We start from the raw sequence: 17698 nt of genomic DNA, 5'->3' as shown, positions 1-17698 counted from the left end.
ACCTCCGCTATCCTCTGTTCTGCCAAATGGCCTTTTTGCGCGGTCTCATCCCAGCCATTCGTCTGGGAGAATAAAGATTTGCCTGCAATCATGAAACGAATTTATTTTCTCAAGCGTGACCGAAAGTCTTATGTCACATTGAATGGTTTGGCCTATCTTCAGTTTGGAAAAGTCGGCCATTTTTACATCTGCATCGACTATTTCATAAATTTCTACTTTTCCATTGACCGTCATGGTTACCGAAGCTCGCTCGCCATTCTCCAACAACAATTCGATATCTTCATCTTGTTCAGAAATCGAAGTAATTTCGCCTGTAATATATCTTCTTGGGATATCATCATAGGAGTATCTATTGGAAGGCGTTTGTAAAAGAATCACTGAAATCCCGACCGCAATAAAAACCACTGCGAGCAATAATGCCACATATTTTATTTTGCTTTTCACGAACCATTCCCCCTCGATATCGATTATTTTATAAGCCTCCGAATTCCTCGCTGTTGTTTCACAGGAGTTTTCTTCGGTTTTTTAATAATTAGGAGGGTTGTACGCTAATACAATAGCTCATAAAAATCCCAAAATCAAGGGTAAAAGACGATCGTCTTAACCCTGCCTTTCAAGGGATATCCTCAGAAAGTCAGGACCCCCGGCTTCACCGGTGGTTTTGATTTGAAAGGACTGCTTTTTATTTTACTATTCCTGATCTGCCGATTTGGGGGGAGAAAGATAGCGGGAAGGGTTTGAGACCACCTTGTCGATTGCAACGGTAGCGGCCCCCAGAAGGACCAGGTCATCCTGGGGATTGGTGAAGATGAGCTTAGGCTCCTCATAGCAGCCGTGCTTATAATGTCGGAGGGAGGACTGGATGGCATCAAGCAAAACATCCCCGCAGCTTGTCATGATATCGCTGACAACCACCACATCGGGGAAAAACAGGGGAAGAATGGAAGCAATACCGCAGCCCAGAGAATGTCCCCATTCCTCCACCATAGCAAGGGCCAGAGGATCTTTGGCTTTCATGGCAGAGATGATGTCGTAGATGGTGAAGGTATCCTTTTTGGCCTGTAGAAGGCTGTCGGGAAAGAGAGAGAGCCTCTCTCGGGTTCTCCGAATAAAGCTGGGAAAACTGCAATAAGTCTCAAGGCAGCCAATGCACCCACTGGAACACTGTTCCCCGTGCAAATTAATAATGGTGTGGCCAAATTCAAAGGCGTGGCTTAAAAAATCAGAGAGAGGATGTCCGTTGAGGACAAAGTTGCCTCCCACGCCCTCGGCGGCAAAGATATGCATCAGCCGGGTGTGTGGATTGCAACTGGTCCGGAACCACCAGTATCCCAGAGCGCCGGCTGCCGCATCCTGATCCGCAAAAACAGGCAGAGAGATCTTTTCCTGCAATTTTTTCAGCAGGGGATAAGCAGTTTTTTCATCCGCCCTCGGTTCAGAAAAAAGAATGCTCCCCTCATTGCACACATAGGGTCCGATGGTGGCGACCCCTACCGCAATGATGTGGGGATGGCGGCGGCAAATTTCTGCCACCTTTTCTGCGATGAGAGAAATGAGAGCATCCATCGAGTGATAGGTCAGGTGCTCAGTGGTCAGACTGATCAGTTCATTGCGGGAAATACCCGCAAAATCCAATAGGTCAATTTTTAGCCGCTCCCAGGAGATTTTGATGGCAATGACATAAAAATCAGAGTAGTTAAAGGAGAGGCTGATAGACCGCCGCCCCTTAGCTCCCTCGGAGAGACCGGTTTCCACCACAAGGTTGTCTTCTAAAAACTGTTGCACAATTTTCGTAATGGAGGCGGGTTTAAGGCCCACTGCTTCCGAGAGCTCCGTACGGGAACATCCGCGGTGATGGATCAGATACCGCAAGATTTGCGCCTTGTTCTCATTGAGAAGATCGTTAAGATTCTTTCCTGATTTCATAATAAACCTCATATATCATTTAACAGAATTAAATATTTCATTTAAGACTATTATAAATCATTTTTCAGGATTGTCAAATTTTTTCCGAAAAGGGAAAAGGAAGGAGTATTGTGAAATCGCATAAGGAATATTCTCTATTTTTAGAGAGATAACCAATTTCTGTCTTGACCTATTGACAGAGGAAATACTTTTCGCTATCATTTATTTAACAAAATGAAAGGATACGCAAAATGAAAAAACGTAAAAAACAAAGAAAGGAGGAAAGAAATGCTGACACGTGGAATTCTCCATGCACAGACAAGATCACTGCTCGCAAGGACAGGACACCGGGACTGGCTGGCCCTGACAGACGCGGGGTTCAACAATCCACCGCAAGTTGAGACTGTCGATTTAGCTTTTCTCCCCAACTTGCCAACCATGCTGCAGGTACTGGATGGCATTTTGGAGGAATTCAATGTGGAAAAGGTCATACTTGCCGAGGAGATCAGGGAATTTGCTCCGGATCTTTTAGATGAGTATCAAAAGAGGTTCGAGGGGATCACTATCGAATTTGTTCCTCACAGCAAGTTTGACCAGCTCGTTCCCAAGGCAAAGGGCATCATACGCACCGGACAATATGGTCTGCATGCACCCAATCTCATACTTCAGTCTGGCTGCACCTATGACGGATAAAGATGAATAAAAAGGTACAAAAGCTTCCCCTATTTAAAAAGGGAAGCCGAGTGATAAAAAGGAGGAGTAAACAAAATGAAAAAAATGATCGCAGTTTTATTGGCGCTGACGCTCGTATTTACCCTGGCCGCCTGCAGCAGCTCTGCGCCAGATCCCGGCAGCTCGGATGCAAGCCAGCCGTCTAGCTCTACGGCGAATAACTCATCTACAGAGAGTACAGCCACAGCTGACGGAGAGGGCTATGACATTGTGTTTATCCCCAAAGGCGTCGCTGATTTCTGGAGCATTGTGTCTGGCGGCTTTGAACAGGCTGCTAAAGATGCTGGTATGACGCCACGTGTTGTCTATCCCGATAAAGAGGAGGCGTCCCGCCAGGTGGAGGTCATGTATGACGTCATCAACTCCAAGCCGGATGCTATCGTTCTCTCTCCTGTTAATGCGGAGCCGCTGATAGCGCCTTGCCAGGCCGCTCAGGAAGCAGGAATTCCGGTCATCCTGGTAGATACTCTGATTGCATCAGATGACTATGTCTGTGCTTTTGCTACGGACAATGTGACTGCTGGTGCATTGGCGGCTGATGAAATGGCCAAGAGAATAAACAACGAGGGGAAGGTACATATCTTTGCCGGAAGCCCGGCAAGCACCTCCAACGTAGACCGCGTCAAAGGCTTTACCGACCGCATGGCGGAGGCTTATCCGGATATTGAAGTGATTGGAACACTCTACAGCGAAGCGGATATCAACCTATGCACCACTCAGGCGGTGGATGTTATTACCGCGAACCCGGACATCAAGGGCATGTTTGCAGTGGATGAAACCCGTACCTCTGGGGTAGGAACCGCTCTGACACAGCTGGGCAAAGAGGGTGAGATCATTTTGGGAGGCTTCGACTCCAATCCGGACAGCGCAGAACTGATGAGAAATGGAACGGTTCAGTTTCTGACGGTTCAGCAGCCCTATCAGATGGGATACCAGGGGTTTGAGGCAGCGGTCAAGACTCTTAACGGAGAAGAGCTGGCTCATGAGACTGTGGACACCGGCTGTACAGTAGTTCCGGCGGAGAAGATGGAAGAGGAAGAGATGCAGAAGTTGCTTTTCCCGTTAGATTACATTGGACAATAAAAAAGCGATAGGAACGAAGGGAATGCGCTGGAGACTGTGTTCCAGCTCCAGCGCATATTTTTTAGAAGGAGATAAGCCATGACACCATTGCTTGAGATGGAACATATCACAAAGAAATTTCCTGGAGTGGTGGCTCTCGACGATGTCTCGCTGGATGTCAGAGCTGGAGAGGTGCATGCGCTGGTCGGTGAAAACGGCGCCGGAAAATCGACGCTCATAAAAATTCTGTACGGTGTGTACCAACCGGATACCGGATCCATCGCCATCGAGGGGAAGAAAACGAAAATCGCCAACGCTCAGGACGCAATAAGCCAGGGAATTGGCGTTGTGTTTCAGGAACTGAATGTTTGCCCGCATCTGGATGTAGCAAACAACATCTTTCTGGGATGCATCAAAAATAAATTTGGTGTCATCGATGACAAATGGGCCATTGAAGAGACCAAAAAAATATTAAAAGAGACAGTAAAACTGGAGGTAGATCCTACCAGTCTGATGAAAGATCTTTCCATTGCAGACCGGCAGATGGTGGAGATTGCTAAGGTGGTTTCCAAAGGGTGTAAAATCGTGGTGTTCGACGAGCCAACCTCATCTTTAACCGACAATGAGATTCACCATCTTTTTGAAATCATCAGGAAATTAAGAGAAAAAGGGGTGGGAATTATTTATATCTCCCACCGTATGGAAGAGCTCGATGAGATTGCGGACCGCATCACTGTAATGCGGGATGGAAAACTTGTACAGACCATGGACTACAAGGACACCAACCGCGAAATGATTATCCGCCTCATGGTGGGGCGGGAGATGACAAACGTCTATCCCCAGTATACCCGAAACATTGGAGATGTTATTTTTGAGGCAAAAAACATTAAATACGGCAATAAGCTGGATGTAGATCATTTTGAAGTCCGCGCCGGAGAAATTGTTGGCGTAGCGGGACTGGTGGGGGCCGGGCGGACCGAAACCATGCGTGCGCTGTTCGGGGCCGACCCCGTGGACTCCAAGGAGATTCTCTTGTACGGCAAATCATACAACTTTAAAAGACCATCCGAGGCCATTGAGGCGGGCTTTGTGTATATGACAGAGGACAGAAAGCTGGACGGGACCGCGCTGGGGCTGGATATTGAATCGAACATCACCTTAGCTTCCCTTAAAAAATTCTCTCGTTATGGCGTTATGCAGGATAAAAAGACGGAACAAAACGCCAAGGACTTTTGCAAGCAGCTCAATATCCGCACGCCAAGCATCCGGCAGCTGGTGCGAAACCTCTCCGGAGGAAACCAACAGAAGGTCATCCTGGCCCGCTGGCTGACCCACAAGGCCAAAGTTCTTGTCTTTGACGAGCCCACAAGGGGCATTGATGTGGGTGCGAAATATGAGATTTATAATATCATGAACCAGCTTTCCGACGAGGGGATGGGTATCATTATGATCTCTTCCGACCTGCCGGAGGTGCTGGGTATGAGCGATCGGGTGCTGGTGTTCCGAGGAGGGCGCATCACCGCAGATCTGCCTCGATCTGAGGCGAATTCTGAGACAGTGATGAAGTACGCCACCGGAAGCGTTTGATACCTTTTGGAGGGTGAAAAGGAGAGATAGTGATGAATAAGGTATGGAATCGGGTAAAAAATAACAAGTATCTTAAAAGCCTGGGGCCGGTAGGCGTTCTCATAGGCATTCTGTTGTTTATGTTTATCAGTACCCCAGAATTTCGTAGCGTCGCCAATTTGACCCAGGTGCTTCTGAGCGCCTCTGTCTATATGCTGTTAGCGATGGGTATGTCGTTTGTCATCATCATCGGCGGTATTGACCTGTCGGTCGGCTCTATCGTGGGACTAACGGGAGGCATCACATGCATCACCATGACTATGTTCCATATCCCCTTGGGCTTTGCCCTGATCTGCGGCGCGCTGTGCGGGCTGGCCTGCGGCTTTATCAACGGGCTTTTGGTCACCAAACTGGGGCTGATCCCCTTCATCGCCACTCTGGGCGGGCAGTGGATCTATCGTGGGATTTTAAAGCTGCTCAACAACGGAGCAACCATCACTGTCCGTGGTGCTGTCAACGATGAAACCATGAATATGATGCTTTTTTTAGGGAACGGGCGCTTTTTGGGTATCCCAATTCCCGTCTATGTGGTGGCGGTGGTAGCCATCATTCTAACTTTTCTTTTGAAGAAAACCACCTATGGACGCAGTGTTTACGCCATTGGTAGCAATACAGAAACTGCCCGGATGGCGGGCATCAACGTCAAGCGGGTACAGCTGATGACCTTCTCCCTGGCGGGCCTTCTCTCCGGCATTGCGGGGCTGGTTATGCTCTCCCGTATGATCTCTGCCCAGACCAACACGGGGGAAGGCTATGAGTTTGAGGGGATTTTTGCCTCCGTTATCGGCGGAGTCAGCATGGCCGGCGGAGAAGGAAATGTTCTGGGAGCTCTCATCGGAGCGCTGATTGTGGCCATTCTGCGCAATGGGCTCAACCTCAACGGTGTCAACTCCTTCTGGCAGCAGGTGATCCTTGGAATTTTGATTGTACTGGTCGTTTATATTGACTCTCTGCGCACCCGCAAGAAGAGTGCATTTTAAAAAATGATGCGAGGGTTATAACAAATATAACAAAGAGGAGGAACTAACATGGAATTACAGTTAGCTTTGGATATGGTAGAGGAGGAAAAGGGATTAGCCGTGGCAAAATCAGTGGCGGACCTCATCGATATTCTAGAACTGGGTACTCCTTATTCCTTTATTCATTCCATTGATTCGGTAGGGATGTATAAAAAAGCACTGCCCGGCGTCAGGATCCTGTCTGATTTTAAGATTATGGACGGCGGCTACGGCATGGCGGAAATCGCCTACAAAGCGGGGGCGGACGTCACCACTGTTTCCGCGCGCACCTGGGATGACACGGTGAAGCAGGCCATCCAGGCGGCGAGAGACAATGGGCGGCAGATTCTGGTGGACATGATGGGTGTCCCGGAGGATGAAATTGCTAAAAGAGGCGCGGAGATTGACGCTATGAAACCAGACTATATCTGCATCCACCGGGCAGTTTCAGTAGCTAGTAGCGCAAGCCCAGAGGAACCGCTGCGGATGCTGCGGGAGGTAGTGAAAAATGCTAAGGTGGCGGTAGCAGGGGGCATTAACTGTGAGACACTAAAGAAGGTAGTACAATACCATCCAGATCTGGTTATTATTGGCAGTGCCATCTCCTCTGCGGAGAATCCCAGAGCGGTGGCGGAAGAGATGCGCGGAATTATGGAGGGCAAATAAATGAATGCAAAAGAGATAGCGCTGGGGGAGATCAAAGCACTTGCGGAAATCCTCAGCCATGTCGACACCGCACAGACAGATCAGCTGGTCAGAGAGATCACACAGGCAAAGCGCATTTTTATCGGGGGAGCTGGGAGAAGCCTGCTTTCGATGAAGGGATTTGCCATGCGCCTGATGCAGACCGCCCATGAAACCTTTTTGGTGGGGGAGGTATGCACCCCTAGTGTGCAGCCGGGTGATCTGTTGATCGTCGGTTCTGGTTCCGGCAAGACCCCTGTCACACTGGAAGTGGTGCGCAAGGCAAAAAGCCATGGAGCCCGCACAGCCGTGATCACCATGCATCCCGATGCGCCGATCCCTAAGGAGTGTGACTGTGTGGTTACCCTGCTGGAAACGCCGCCTGTGAGCCATGAGGACAGCGAGGCACTTGCCTTTGCCAAGGCAAATCTGGGCGGGAATTTCTCTGAAGCGGCGGTCACCCTGGCTATGGATGGCGTCATCGGGCAGCTCATGAAGGAAAACGGCCAGACAGGGGAAACGATCATGTTTTATCACGCTAATTTGGAATAAGACCAGACGAGGACAGGGAGAACAGACTATGCAAACAACAGAAAGAAAATTTGACCTTGTCTCCATGGGCGACTTGATGATTGACTTTAGCTGCGTGGGGAAAAGCAAAGCGGGAAGGCTTCTTTATGAGCGCAACCCTGGAGGGGGGCCTATGAATGTGGCGGCCCAGCTATCCAGGCTGGGAGGAAAAGCAGGGATCATTTCTTCGGTCGGGGAGGATGAGCACGGCGAATACCTTTACCATCTGGCACAGGATGACCTGGGTTTTGACGTGACCAATTTGCAATATACCAGCCAGGTGGGAACCAGGTGCCTGTTTGTCTATTTTGATGAAAACAACGACCGGTCCTTTACCAACTATAAAAGCCCGCGCTCTGATTTGATGATTGATGGAGATCGGCTGGATATGGAGCAGATTCGCAGTTGTAAAGTGTTTAATTATACCCCTTTGGCCTTCGAATTTGCCTATCCCATTGCGGAAGCGACACAAAAGATTTTGAAGGTAGTGAAAGAAAACGGGATCATGATCTCCTTCGACCCCAACTACCGCTTCCCCTATACCGATCAAAAGGCGCTGGAAATGGCGATTGACGCGATCAAAAGCGCCCAAATCCTCAAGCTCACACTACAGGAGCTCCGGTATTTTCTGGGGGAAGAGGATATCTATACGGCAACAGAGAAACTGCTTGACGGTAATGCTCGGATTGTGGCGGTCACTATGGGCCCTAATGGCTGCTTTTTGAGGAACAGGAGGGGCTTTGTCTACCGCCCCACCTATGACGTTCCGGTCTTGGATACCACCGGGGCGGGGGATTCCTTTATGGGGTCCATGATCTATGCGGTGACCCGGCCCGGCGTGGACATTGACACGTTGGGGGAAAAGGAACTGACAGAGATCGCTGATTTTTGCAATGCGTGTTCCTCTGGTTCCACCATGCAGAGAGGTTCCCTGCTGGTCATGCCGAATAGGGAGAAAGTTAAAAAGATTCAGGACGATGTGCCGTTTCGGAACACCACTTTGGAGGGAGCCCTCCGTCAGGGAATTTAGGGAGGGCTGGAAGAATATCCAGAGAAAAAAACTGAAGTTAGCCGGAGGAGGATCAATATGAATTCAATTTTAGTTGTAGGGGCTGGCAAGGAGGGCAAGGGTTTTTTGGGAGAGACCTTTTCCACCGATGGATGGAAGGTTTCCTTCTTGGACAAAGACCCTAAAGTCATCGAGGCCTTAAAGAAGGGTAGCTATACCGTTCACTGCCATCAGGTCAATGGCTCCTTTACTCGGATCATCCGGGATTATGATGCCTATCTGTGTGACGAGGCTTATTCCTGCATGGATGCCCTTTTGGATGCAGACATCATCGGACTTGCACTGTACCCAGAGGATATCCCGGAAGCGGCAGACTATCTGGGACGTGGCCTTTCGGAAAGGGCGAGAAGGCAGGGAAAAAATTTGACGATCATCAGCGCCACCAATAAAAACCACCTGATGAAAGCTATAGAGGGATGGTTTTTGGACGCTTTGGACGGCGAAGAGGCCCGTCAATGGTTCAGGGAACATGTGGCCCTGCGGGACGCCATTGTCCGCCGGAGCACCAGTGCAAAGACCTCGGCGGACCTGGAACTCAACACCCAGGTTACCTGTACCCTTTTGGTCCAGCAACCGGTGTATGCAGATCTGAGCCAGGTGCGCTGGCTGGAGCTGAAGGACCATCTGGAGCAGCTAAAGGATATGAAGCTCTACACCATCAACGGTCCCCATGTTACCTGTGCGTTTGCAGGATACTTGAAGGGATATACCACCATCAACGAGGCCTCCGCCGATCCGGAGGTAGCGGCTTTGATGCGGGCAGTACTGGAAGAAGCAGTGCCGGGACTGAGCCGGGAATTTCATGTGCCGGAGGAGGATATCTGGGACTTTTGCACCTTGCCTTCCCCTAAGCATGACATGACCGATCTGATCTACCGGGTGGCGCTGGACCCTATGCGCAAACTCAGCCACAACGACCGTCTCACCGGCAATGCACTCTTTTGCTTAAAGCATGGCATCGACCCCAAAGCTATCATCCAATCCATGGCCAACGGCTTTGCCTATGACGAGCCTCGGGATGAAAAGGCGATGGAAATTCAGAGGCATATTAAAGAACTTGGAATTGAAAAAGCCATTTCCAAGGTTTGTAGCTTACCGGAAGATCACGAACTGGTTTACCGGGTCGCCCAGGCTTACCGTACGATAAAAAAATAGGGGGAGGGCGTTTCGGGCGAGAGAGCCTTCCTGTCCGAAAAGTGTACCCGTCTTATCCCAAAAGAAAAGGAGGGAGACAATGCTGGATGTTCTCGCCATAGGGGAAACAGTTATCGATTTTACTCCTATTGGCACCTCCCCCGCGGGGAATCCCATCTATGAAGCACAGCCGGGAGGAGCCCCTAGCAATATGTTGGCGGAAGCGTCGAAGCTGGGCGCGAAAACAGCGCTGATTGGCATGGTAGGCAGGGATCCACTGGGGCTGTTTCTCCATCAAGTGCTCATAGCGTATGGCATCGGAGCAAAGGGAGTCAAAATTACGGAACAGGCCCCTACAGTTTTTACCTTGGTTGACCATGATAAGAGGGGGGACCGAACCTTTTTCTCCCTACAGAACCGGACGGTTTTAAACGTTTTTTCTGTAGAAGACATCGACTTTGATGGGTTAGAGGATACGAAAATCCTCCACATTGCAGGTTCTCTTCTGTGCAGCCCCAATGGGTTGGAAATTATACAAAAGGCAAAAAAATATGCGGCCTCCAAGGGGATACCTGTCTGCTGTGATGTCAATTGGCGTCCCTATACCTATGACAGGGATTACGCTCAAAAGGTGCTGCTCCCCTATTTGGCCCATTTGGATATCTTAAAAATTTCCTGGGAAGAACTGGAACTTTTTACAGACACCTTCGACTTAAAAGAGGGTTGTCAAAAGTTCTCGGAGCTGGGGACGAAATTAACCGCAGTTTCCATGGGAGCCAAGGGCTGCTATTTTTCCTACGCCAATGGCAGTGGTCACCTGCCCACCTACGATGTCAAGGTGGTAGACACCAACGCGTCTGGTGACAGCTTTACTGGCGCTCTACTGGTAGAGCTTAGTAAGCTGGATCTCCCTGTGGAGAAGATTCCCCTGGAACAGATGCGAGCCATTATGGACTTTGCTAATGCGGCTGGGGCAGCCTGCGCTGCCCACTCAGGAGCCATCTGTGCGGTTCCCACAAGGGAACAGGTGGAGATGTGCAGGAAAAGGACACCGATGCTTTTCCCCAAAAATCTATCAAATCCAAAGGAATAGAAAAATTTAGAAGTGATTTATCATAGTTTTATAAAATTTTTCTCCTCACAGATTTCTCACTAAGTGAAGACAGCCCGCCTTTAGGTGGGCTGTCTTCACTTAGTGAGGAATGTAAAAAAGGAGGAATCCTCCCATGATTTTTGAGAATATTTATGATGACAGTGAACAAATTTATGGTACCAGAAAAATCACAGCGGTATTACGAAATCAAGAAATTAAGACAAGTAAAAAATATGTTTCTGAAATGATGAAAGAATTGGAGAGTAGCAGCGTCAGCACTACAGCAAAGAAGGAATATAAAAATGGAAGAAAGGGCAAAATAGAAATTTCTTGCAACAGCAGTTTCAAACCGAACGGCCAAACCGAGTTCGGGTTAGCGATATTACTGCTTTTAAGTTTAAACCAAAATATTATTATCTCTGTGCTATCATTGATCTGTTCTCAAGAAAGATCATTTCCTATCGAATCTCTCAGAATAGCAGTACACAATTACTCGCTAAAACGTTTAAGCAAGTCTATACCGAGAGAAAACCAGAAAAGAAACTTATGTTTCATAGCGACTGGGGAACACAGTATATGTCTTACACATTCGTCCACGTATTAGAAGACTTTGGAGTAAAAAATCCTTTTCTCGAACTGGACAACCTTACAATAATGCAGTCGCAGAAGCGTTTTTCTCAATCCTTAAAAAAGAAGAACTATATCGGCGGCACTATTCTTCCGAAGCGGATCTAATAAGAGGTATTCACCGGTTTATTGACTTCTATAACAATGAACGCCCACATTCCTCAATACAGTATAAAACTCCGGATCATAAGGAACAGGAATATTGGAAGAAAAAAGACTCGCTTAAAAAATGAGAATTGGGGGTTCGGATATAGCCACTTTTTTATTTTTACATTGCAATTTTCCCATTTTTATAAAAATGGGTAAACTGAAAAAATGGCTTAAATGCTGGATTTATGACACGAAAAAAAGAGGCCGAAATTTGGATGTCTCATTTTTGAGTTCCAAATTTCGACCTCTGTCCATCATGGTGCGGATAACAGGACTTGAACCTGCACAGTATTGCTACCACTAGAACCTGAATCTAGCGCGTCTGCCAATTCCGCCATATCCGCAAGTGACAAATAATATTTTATACAATGATGAGCCTTTTGTCAAGAACTAATTCTAAAATTTCAACCTTTTTTTGATTTGGATACTTTTTCGCTCTGCCGAGCATAAAATAAAGAAAAACTTTCATGAGGAAGACCGCATATGAAACAATGGAAAATCCATCCTTACGACCGATCAGCCGCTGTAGCCTATGCCCACCAATGGGCCTATGGATTCAACCCCAGATACTATAATTTTACCAATATTGGCGGAGACTGTACCAACTTTGCCTCCCAGTGTATCTATGCGGGCTGCGGCGTAATGAATTATACTGAAACCTCCGGCTGGTACTACCTGGATATCAACCACCGCGCTCCTGCCTGGACCGGCGTCATCTATCTCTATCAATTCCTCACCCGTAACCAAGAGGCCGGCCCCTTCGCCCGGGAAGTCTCCCCAAGAGAGGTCATGCCCGGGGATATCTGTCAATTGGTAATTGACCAGGAAAATTTTCATCACAGCCCTGTCATCGTCTCGGTGGGAAGACCAGGAAATCTCGATGAAATTCTTGTCGCCGCCCACACCTATCCGGCGGATAACAAGCCCCTCTCCGGCTACGATTTTCTGAAGGTACGTTTTCTTCATATAGAGGGCTTTCGAAGATGGGAATAACCCCCCCGGATAAAAAAGCAGCCCCATGGGCTGCTTTTTCCTGCGTCATTCATCTTTCATCCTGCAAACCATAATAAGCTGCAAAATTGTCATAGAGTACCGCCTGGTTGGTCTCCTCAGAAAGTCCCAAGGCCAAAAAGTCCGCCACTGCATGGCTGCTGGTCATGAGCGGATAATCGGATCCGAAGAAAAAGCGGTGGACGCCGAATTTTTCAAAGAATCGGGGTACCAGCTCTAAATTCATATAAGGCAGAGAGCTGGAAATATCAAAAACAATGTTCTCGCTGGCATCAATGAGCCGCAGAGCATCCTCCCAGACGCTGAAGCCTCCGAAATGCGCCCCCTGCACCTTGAGCTTGGGATGCTTTTTCATCACCCGAATCAACCGGTCCGGATTGGAAAAATCGTAGCGCTTGTCGCCGCAATGGAACAGAATAGGCAGTCCTACCTCTGCGCAGGCGTCATAAATCCGATCCATTTTAGGGTCATCCATCTGGAACTTTTGATAATCCGGATGAAGCTTGACCCCAAAAAAGCCCTGTTCTTTAAAGCTCTCGATCAGCTTGTCCGGATTTTCACTGTCCGGATGGATCGCTGCAAAGGGGACATAAAAGTCTGGGTGGAGATGGTACTGTTCCATCAGAAATGTGTTGATTACATCCACAATGCCTGGCTTCATCGCCACCTGGCTGACAAGGCATCGGGAAATATGATCCCTTCTGGAAACCTCATATAGGTGTTCCGGTGTGCCGGCGCGGGGCACCTCATGATAGGGAAACCCATAAAAGTTAAAGATGCCGCTGGTGGCCGCTTCCGCGATTTTAAGAGCATATATATGGGTATGGGCATCCGCCACTCTATACATATTGTTCCATCCTTTCCCCTGTTTTTCTGAAATTCTATTATATACTCTCTTTCCCCTAAAAATCAACCATTCTCTCCACAACCATATTCAAACTGTCGAGGAACTTGTTCCACCTTCGATTTCTTTCTTGTTTTTTTGTATGAAAGGTAGAAAATGAATTTCTCTAAAGAAAATAAGTAGGCATAACAGCAAAAAAGTAGTATAATGAAACCACAATATGTAATGACAACCAAAGGAGCGTGAGACAATGAACAGTTTACAGAATTGTTATACGCTGCCCAACGGCGTAAAAATCCCCTGCGTAGGTCTCGGCACATATCTAACCGATGACGGAGAGACCTGCGTCAGGGCTGTCAAGGCCGCGATTGAAGCGGGCTATCGCCACATTGATACCGCTGTGGCCTATGGCAACGAGGCCAGCGTAGGCAAGGCTGTACGGGAGTGTGGCCTTCCCCGGGAACAGATTTTTGTCACCAGCAAGCTGCGCAATGTCAATCAGGGCTACAAGGAGACCAAAGCTGCCTTTGAAGTGACCATGAAGGAGCTGGGGCTGGAATATCTGGACCTGTATCTGATCCACTGGCCCATTGCCAGAGGTCACAAGCAAGATTGGCAGGAGCATTCCTATCAAACCTGGCGTGCCTTTGAGGAACTCTATGAAGAGGGACGGGTTCGCGCTATCGGTATCAGCAACTTCTTGACCTATCATCTCCAGCCCTTGTTGGAGCGGGCCAAGATTATGCCCATGGTCAACCAGTTGGAGCTGCATCCCGGCTACCATCAGGATGAAATCGTCAAATTCTGCAAAGAAAAAGGGATGGTCATCGAGGCTTGGAGCCCCATGATGCAGGGCAAACAGATGCAGCATCCCCTGCTTATCGAGATCGGCAATAAATACGGCAAGACGCCTGCCCAGGTCTGCGTCCGCTGGAGCCTGCAAAACGGCTTCCTCCCCCTGCCCAAATCGGTGAACCCCGACCGCATCCGCCAAAATGGCGATGTGTTTGATTTCTCCCTGACCGATGAGGATATGAAGGCCATCAGCTCTCTGGAAACCATCGGCCGCCTGGGACCACATCCGGACACCATCTATCCTGATTAAACAGGATAAAGAAAGGACAACCTAGATGAAAAGCCTGAAAGATTGTTATACCCTCTCCAACGGCGTAAAAATCCCCTGCCTTGGCTTTGGAACCTGGCGTCTTTCCGACGAGGATTCCTGTGAGGCCGTCAAAAACGCCGTAAAGGTAGGTTACCGTCACATTGACGCTGCCGCATTTTATCAAAACCAGGTAGGCGTGGGCCGGGGGATCCGGGAGTGCGGCGTCCCCAGAGAGGAGCTTTTTGTCACCAGCAAGGTATGGAACTCCAACCAGGGCTATGATGCCACCATGGCTGATTTTGAGAAGACCATGAAGGAGCTGGATATTGGTTATCTGGATCTGTATCTGATCCACTGGCCCATTCCCAAAGGGCATGACCATGACTGGCAACAGCTCAACGCCGGCACCTGGAAGGCCTTTGAAGAACTCTACAACGCAAAAAGAATCCGCGCCATCGGCGTCAGCAACTTCCTTCCCCATCACCTAGAGCCTCTCATGGAGGTGGCGAATATAAAGCCCATGGTGGATCAGGTGGAATTCCACCCCGCCTGCCATGAGGATGAGACTGTCGCCTACTGTAAAGAGCACAATATCCTGGTGGAAGCTTGGGGCCCCTTAATGCAGGGCAAGGCTTTCTCCAATGAACTGCTCAAGGAGATGGCGGCGAAATACAACAAATCTATCGCCCAAATCTGCCTTCGCTGGGAAATGCAGCGGGGGATCCTCCCCCTTCCCAAGGCGTCTACGGTAGAGAAGATGAAAAACAACGCCGATATTTTCAGCTTTGAAATCTCTGACGAGGATATGGCCACCATCAATACCCTGGGAAAAATCGGCCGCTTGGGCAAACATCCGGATCATTTCGACCTGGACTAAATAGATAAACTCCCACGGGGAAAACGCCTGTTTTTCGTCAAAATATCAAAACATCATTTTTTACTCAAAAGTTTACCAAATGGGCTTTTTTTGAACAGAAAAATGATGTATACTAACGATAGTTACTCATTTTACCTGCAAATCAATACAGATTTATAGAAAAAGGAGCGAAAACCAATGAACATGAAAAGCTTGACAGACTGCTATGTGCTCAATAACGGGGTTAAAATCCCCTGCGTGGGCTTCGGCACCTTCCTGACCCCCAACGACGAGGTCTGCGAGGCCGTCAAAACCGCCATCAAGGTGGGTTACCGCCACATCGACACCGCTGCTGTTTACGGCAACGAGGTCGGCGTAGGACAGGGCATCAAGGAGTGCGGCGTCCCCCGGGAGGAGCTGTTCATCACCAGCAAGCTGTGGAATTCCGAGCAGGGCTATGAGACCACCCTGGCCGCTTTTGAGAAGACCATGAAGGACCTGGGCCTGGAGTATCTGGATCTGTATCTGATCCACTGGCCCATCCCCCACAACCATAAACATGATTGGCAGCAGCTCAACGCCGGTACCTGGAAAGCATTTGAGGAGCTGTACAAAGCCGGCCGGATCAAAGCCATCGGTGTCAGCAACTTCATGCCCCATCATCTGGAGCCTCTCATGAAGGTCGCAGAGATCAAACCCATGGTCAACCAGCTGGAGTACCATCCCGCTTTCCATCAGGACGAGACCGTCCCCTACTGCAATGAGCACAACATCCTGGTCGAGTCCTGGGGACCGCTGATGCAGGGCAAAGCTTTCTCCAATGACCTGCTCAAAGAAGTGGCCGCCAAATACAACAAATCTGTGGCTCAGATCTGCATCCGCTGGGAGCTGCAGAAGGGTGTTCTGCCTCTGCCCAAATCCGTTCATGAGGACAGAATCCGCAACAACGCCGATGTGTTTGACTTCAACATCTCCGATGAGGATATGGCTTACATCGACACCCTGGGCAAGATCGGCCGCCTGAGCGAGCATCCGGACAACTTTAACGTAGACTAATTCATTTCTCAACTTTCTTTAAAAAAGAGCGGGGGATTTTCCTCCGCTCTTTTTCTTTTTGTGGCAAGCCTTTCTATTGTACCACTGCCCAATTGGGGCTATAATAAAAAGGAAAACAAATTCCCCCTGCGGGAAGGAAGGACAGGACTATGAGGGTTTTCATTACCGGCGGCGCCGGTTTTATCGGAAGCCACACCTGTGTGGCGCTTTTACAGGCGGGTTATGACATTGTGGTGGCGGACAATCTCTCCAACGCAAAGTTGGAGGCAGTGCATCGCATCACCCAGATCACCGGAAAAGCTTTCCCCTTCTACCAGGTGGACATCAGAGACCGGGCGGGACTGGAGCAGATTTTTTCCGCTTACGACATCGACGCGGTCATCCACTTCGCGGGGCTGAAAGCGGTGGGGGAATCGGTGCGAAAGCCTCTGGAATACTACCAAAACAATGTAGCCGGCACCCTGGTCCTCTGTGAAGTCATGAGGCAGTTTGGTTGCAAAAAGATGGTATTCTCCTCCTCTGCCACCGTCTACGGCCCCCAAAACCCCATCCCCTACCGGGAGGAATTCCCCACCGGGCCGGTGAATCCCTACGGCTTCACCAAGCTGATGGTAGAGCAGATTCTCACCGATCTGGGCCGTTCTGACCCGGAGTGGAGCATCTCCCTCCTGCGGTATTTTAACCCCATCGGCGCCCATGAAAGCGGCCTCATTGGGGAGGACCCCAACGGAATCCCCAACAACCTTCTCCCCTACATCTGCCAGGTGGCGGTGGGCAAGCTGGAAAAACTCCATGTCTTTGGGAACGACTATGACACCGCCGATGGGACTGGGGTACGGGATTATGTTCATGTCTGCGATCTGGCCGAAGGACACCTGAAGGCTCTGGAATACGTATCCGGCCACACCGGGGTGGACGCGGTGAACCTGGGCACTGGCCGGGGATGCAGTGTGTTAGAGGTAGTAGCTGCCTATGAGCGGGCCTGCGGCAAACCCATCCCCTATGTAGTCGATCCCCGGAGGCCTGGGGACATCGGGGAATATTACGCCGATCCCTCCAAAGCCAAAGCGATTTTCGGTTGGGAGGCCAAGAGAAGCTTAGACGACATGTGCCGGGACAGTTGGAACTTTACCCAGAATAACCCGGCGGGACTTTGAGTAAGCAGTGGGGGAAGGC

The 17698-nt window shown here is 49.3% G+C and carries 18 protein-coding genes, 1 tRNA gene and 2 pseudogenes; 17 read left to right on the top strand and 4 right to left on the bottom strand.

Translation table 11 applies throughout. The annotated features are described in order from the left end of the window. Nucleotides 1-45: 45 nt before the first annotated feature. On the bottom strand, nt 46-444 hold the full coding sequence (locus WGC32_RS10970; protein ID WP_342681947.1) for a hypothetical protein: 399 nt from the start codon (nt 442-444) through the stop codon (nt 46-48). A 246-nt stretch (nt 445-690) separates the two neighbouring features. Beyond that, entirely contained in the window at nt 691-1926 is a 1236-nt protein-coding gene (locus WGC32_RS10965; protein ID WP_342681945.1) for an ROK family transcriptional regulator, read from the bottom strand. Between the two features lie 267 nt (nt 1927-2193). Between WGC32_RS10965 and rbsD the strand changes: the two genes are divergently transcribed. The 12 genes and pseudogenes from rbsD to WGC32_RS15115 all read left to right on the top strand — a co-directional run bounded on the left by rbsD (nt 2194) and on the right by WGC32_RS15115 (nt 11733). After that, on the top strand, nt 2194-2598 hold the full coding sequence (rbsD, locus tag WGC32_RS10960; RefSeq protein WP_342681943.1) for a D-ribose pyranase: 405 nt from the start codon (nt 2194-2196) through the stop codon (nt 2596-2598). A 75-nt stretch (nt 2599-2673) separates the two neighbouring features. Beyond that, nucleotides 2674-3720 carry an ABC transporter substrate-binding protein gene (locus WGC32_RS10955; protein ID WP_342681942.1) on the top strand — a complete coding sequence of 349 codons (1047 nt, stop codon included), beginning with the start codon at nt 2674-2676 and terminating at the stop codon, nt 3718-3720. 78 nt (nt 3721-3798) lie between these two features. After that, nucleotides 3799-5286 (top strand): sugar ABC transporter ATP-binding protein, encoded by a 1488-nt coding sequence (locus WGC32_RS10950; RefSeq protein WP_224771655.1) that lies wholly within the window; start codon nt 3799-3801, stop codon nt 5284-5286. A 32-nt stretch (nt 5287-5318) separates the two neighbouring features. After that, the gene (locus WGC32_RS10945) at nt 5319-6305 is read left to right on the top strand and encodes an ABC transporter permease subunit (RefSeq protein WP_191483295.1); all 987 of its coding nucleotides are present in this window, start codon (nt 5319-5321) and stop codon (nt 6303-6305) included. A 48-nt stretch (nt 6306-6353) separates the two neighbouring features. Further along, complete coding sequence (locus tag WGC32_RS10940; RefSeq protein WP_191483294.1) at nt 6354-6989, top strand: orotidine 5'-phosphate decarboxylase / HUMPS family protein; 636 nt, start codon at nt 6354-6356, stop codon at nt 6987-6989. Beyond that, the gene (hxlB, locus tag WGC32_RS10935; RefSeq protein ID WP_342681939.1) at nt 6990-7559 is read left to right on the top strand and encodes a 6-phospho-3-hexuloisomerase; all 570 of its coding nucleotides are present in this window, start codon (nt 6990-6992) and stop codon (nt 7557-7559) included. A gap of 28 nt (nt 7560-7587) precedes the next feature. After that, nucleotides 7588-8607, top strand: a complete 1020-nt coding sequence (locus tag WGC32_RS10930) for a PfkB family carbohydrate kinase (RefSeq protein ID WP_191483289.1) — start codon at nt 7588-7590, stop codon at nt 8605-8607. Nucleotides 8608-8664: 57 nt separating this feature from the next. Continuing rightward, the gene (locus WGC32_RS10925) at nt 8665-9801 is read left to right on the top strand and encodes a mannitol dehydrogenase family protein (RefSeq protein WP_342681938.1); all 1137 of its coding nucleotides are present in this window, start codon (nt 8665-8667) and stop codon (nt 9799-9801) included. A 79-nt stretch (nt 9802-9880) separates the two neighbouring features. Next, nucleotides 9881-10873, top strand: a complete 993-nt coding sequence (locus WGC32_RS10920) for a PfkB family carbohydrate kinase (protein WP_191483291.1) — start codon at nt 9881-9883, stop codon at nt 10871-10873. 133 nt (nt 10874-11006) lie between these two features. Next, nucleotides 11007-11078: pseudogene (locus WGC32_RS15125) on the top strand (hypothetical protein); the annotation flags it as partial. A 125-nt stretch (nt 11079-11203) separates the two neighbouring features. Further along, a pseudogene (locus tag WGC32_RS15120) lies at nt 11204-11434 on the top strand (DDE-type integrase/transposase/recombinase); the annotation flags it as partial. Then, the gene (locus WGC32_RS15115) at nt 11434-11733 is read left to right on the top strand and encodes an integrase core domain-containing protein (RefSeq protein ID WP_462933637.1); all 300 of its coding nucleotides are present in this window, start codon (nt 11434-11436) and stop codon (nt 11731-11733) included. The pseudogene WGC32_RS15120 and the gene WGC32_RS15115, both read left to right, overlap by 1 nt. 174 nt (nt 11734-11907) lie before the next feature. On the opposite strand, the gene WGC32_RS10910 is transcribed toward WGC32_RS15115, so the two are convergent. Further along, nucleotides 11908-11994 (bottom strand) — tRNA-Leu (locus tag WGC32_RS10910). A 139-nt stretch (nt 11995-12133) separates the two neighbouring features. Between WGC32_RS10910 and WGC32_RS10905 the strand changes: the two genes are divergently transcribed. Continuing rightward, on the top strand, nt 12134-12643 hold the full coding sequence (locus WGC32_RS10905) for an amidase domain-containing protein (RefSeq protein WP_342681936.1): 510 nt from the start codon (nt 12134-12136) through the stop codon (nt 12641-12643). 49 nt (nt 12644-12692) lie between these two features. Here the strand turns inward: WGC32_RS10905 and WGC32_RS10900 are convergent, their stop codons facing one another. Then, nucleotides 12693-13508, bottom strand: coding sequence for an amidohydrolase family protein (locus tag WGC32_RS10900; RefSeq protein WP_342681935.1), 816 nt, complete (start codon nt 13506-13508; stop codon nt 12693-12695). A gap of 247 nt (nt 13509-13755) precedes the next feature. Here WGC32_RS10900 and WGC32_RS10895 point away from each other — a divergent pair, with 247 nt between their 5' ends. From WGC32_RS10895 to galE, 4 genes are all read left to right on the top strand, one after another. Next, nucleotides 13756-14610 carry an aldo/keto reductase gene (locus WGC32_RS10895; RefSeq protein WP_342681934.1) on the top strand — a complete coding sequence of 285 codons (855 nt, stop codon included), beginning with the start codon at nt 13756-13758 and terminating at the stop codon, nt 14608-14610. Nucleotides 14611-14635: 25 nt separating this feature from the next. Beyond that, nucleotides 14636-15487 (top strand): aldo/keto reductase, encoded by an 852-nt coding sequence (locus tag WGC32_RS10890; RefSeq protein ID WP_342681933.1) that lies wholly within the window; start codon nt 14636-14638, stop codon nt 15485-15487. A 183-nt stretch (nt 15488-15670) separates the two neighbouring features. Further along, nucleotides 15671-16522 carry an aldo/keto reductase gene (locus WGC32_RS10885; RefSeq protein WP_342682002.1) on the top strand — a complete coding sequence of 284 codons (852 nt, stop codon included), beginning with the start codon at nt 15671-15673 and terminating at the stop codon, nt 16520-16522. Between the two features lie 149 nt (nt 16523-16671). Continuing rightward, entirely contained in the window at nt 16672-17679 is a 1008-nt protein-coding gene (galE, locus tag WGC32_RS10880) for a UDP-glucose 4-epimerase GalE (protein ID WP_191481461.1), read from the top strand. Nucleotides 17680-17698 lie beyond the last annotated feature (19 nt).

The sequence above is a fragment of the Zongyangia acetica genome, from assembly GCF_038739695.1.
Taxonomy (GTDB): domain Bacteria; phylum Bacillota; class Clostridia; order Oscillospirales; family Ruminococcaceae; genus Zongyangia; species Zongyangia gallinarum.
This window is presented reverse-complemented; position numbering and strand designations above follow the sequence as displayed.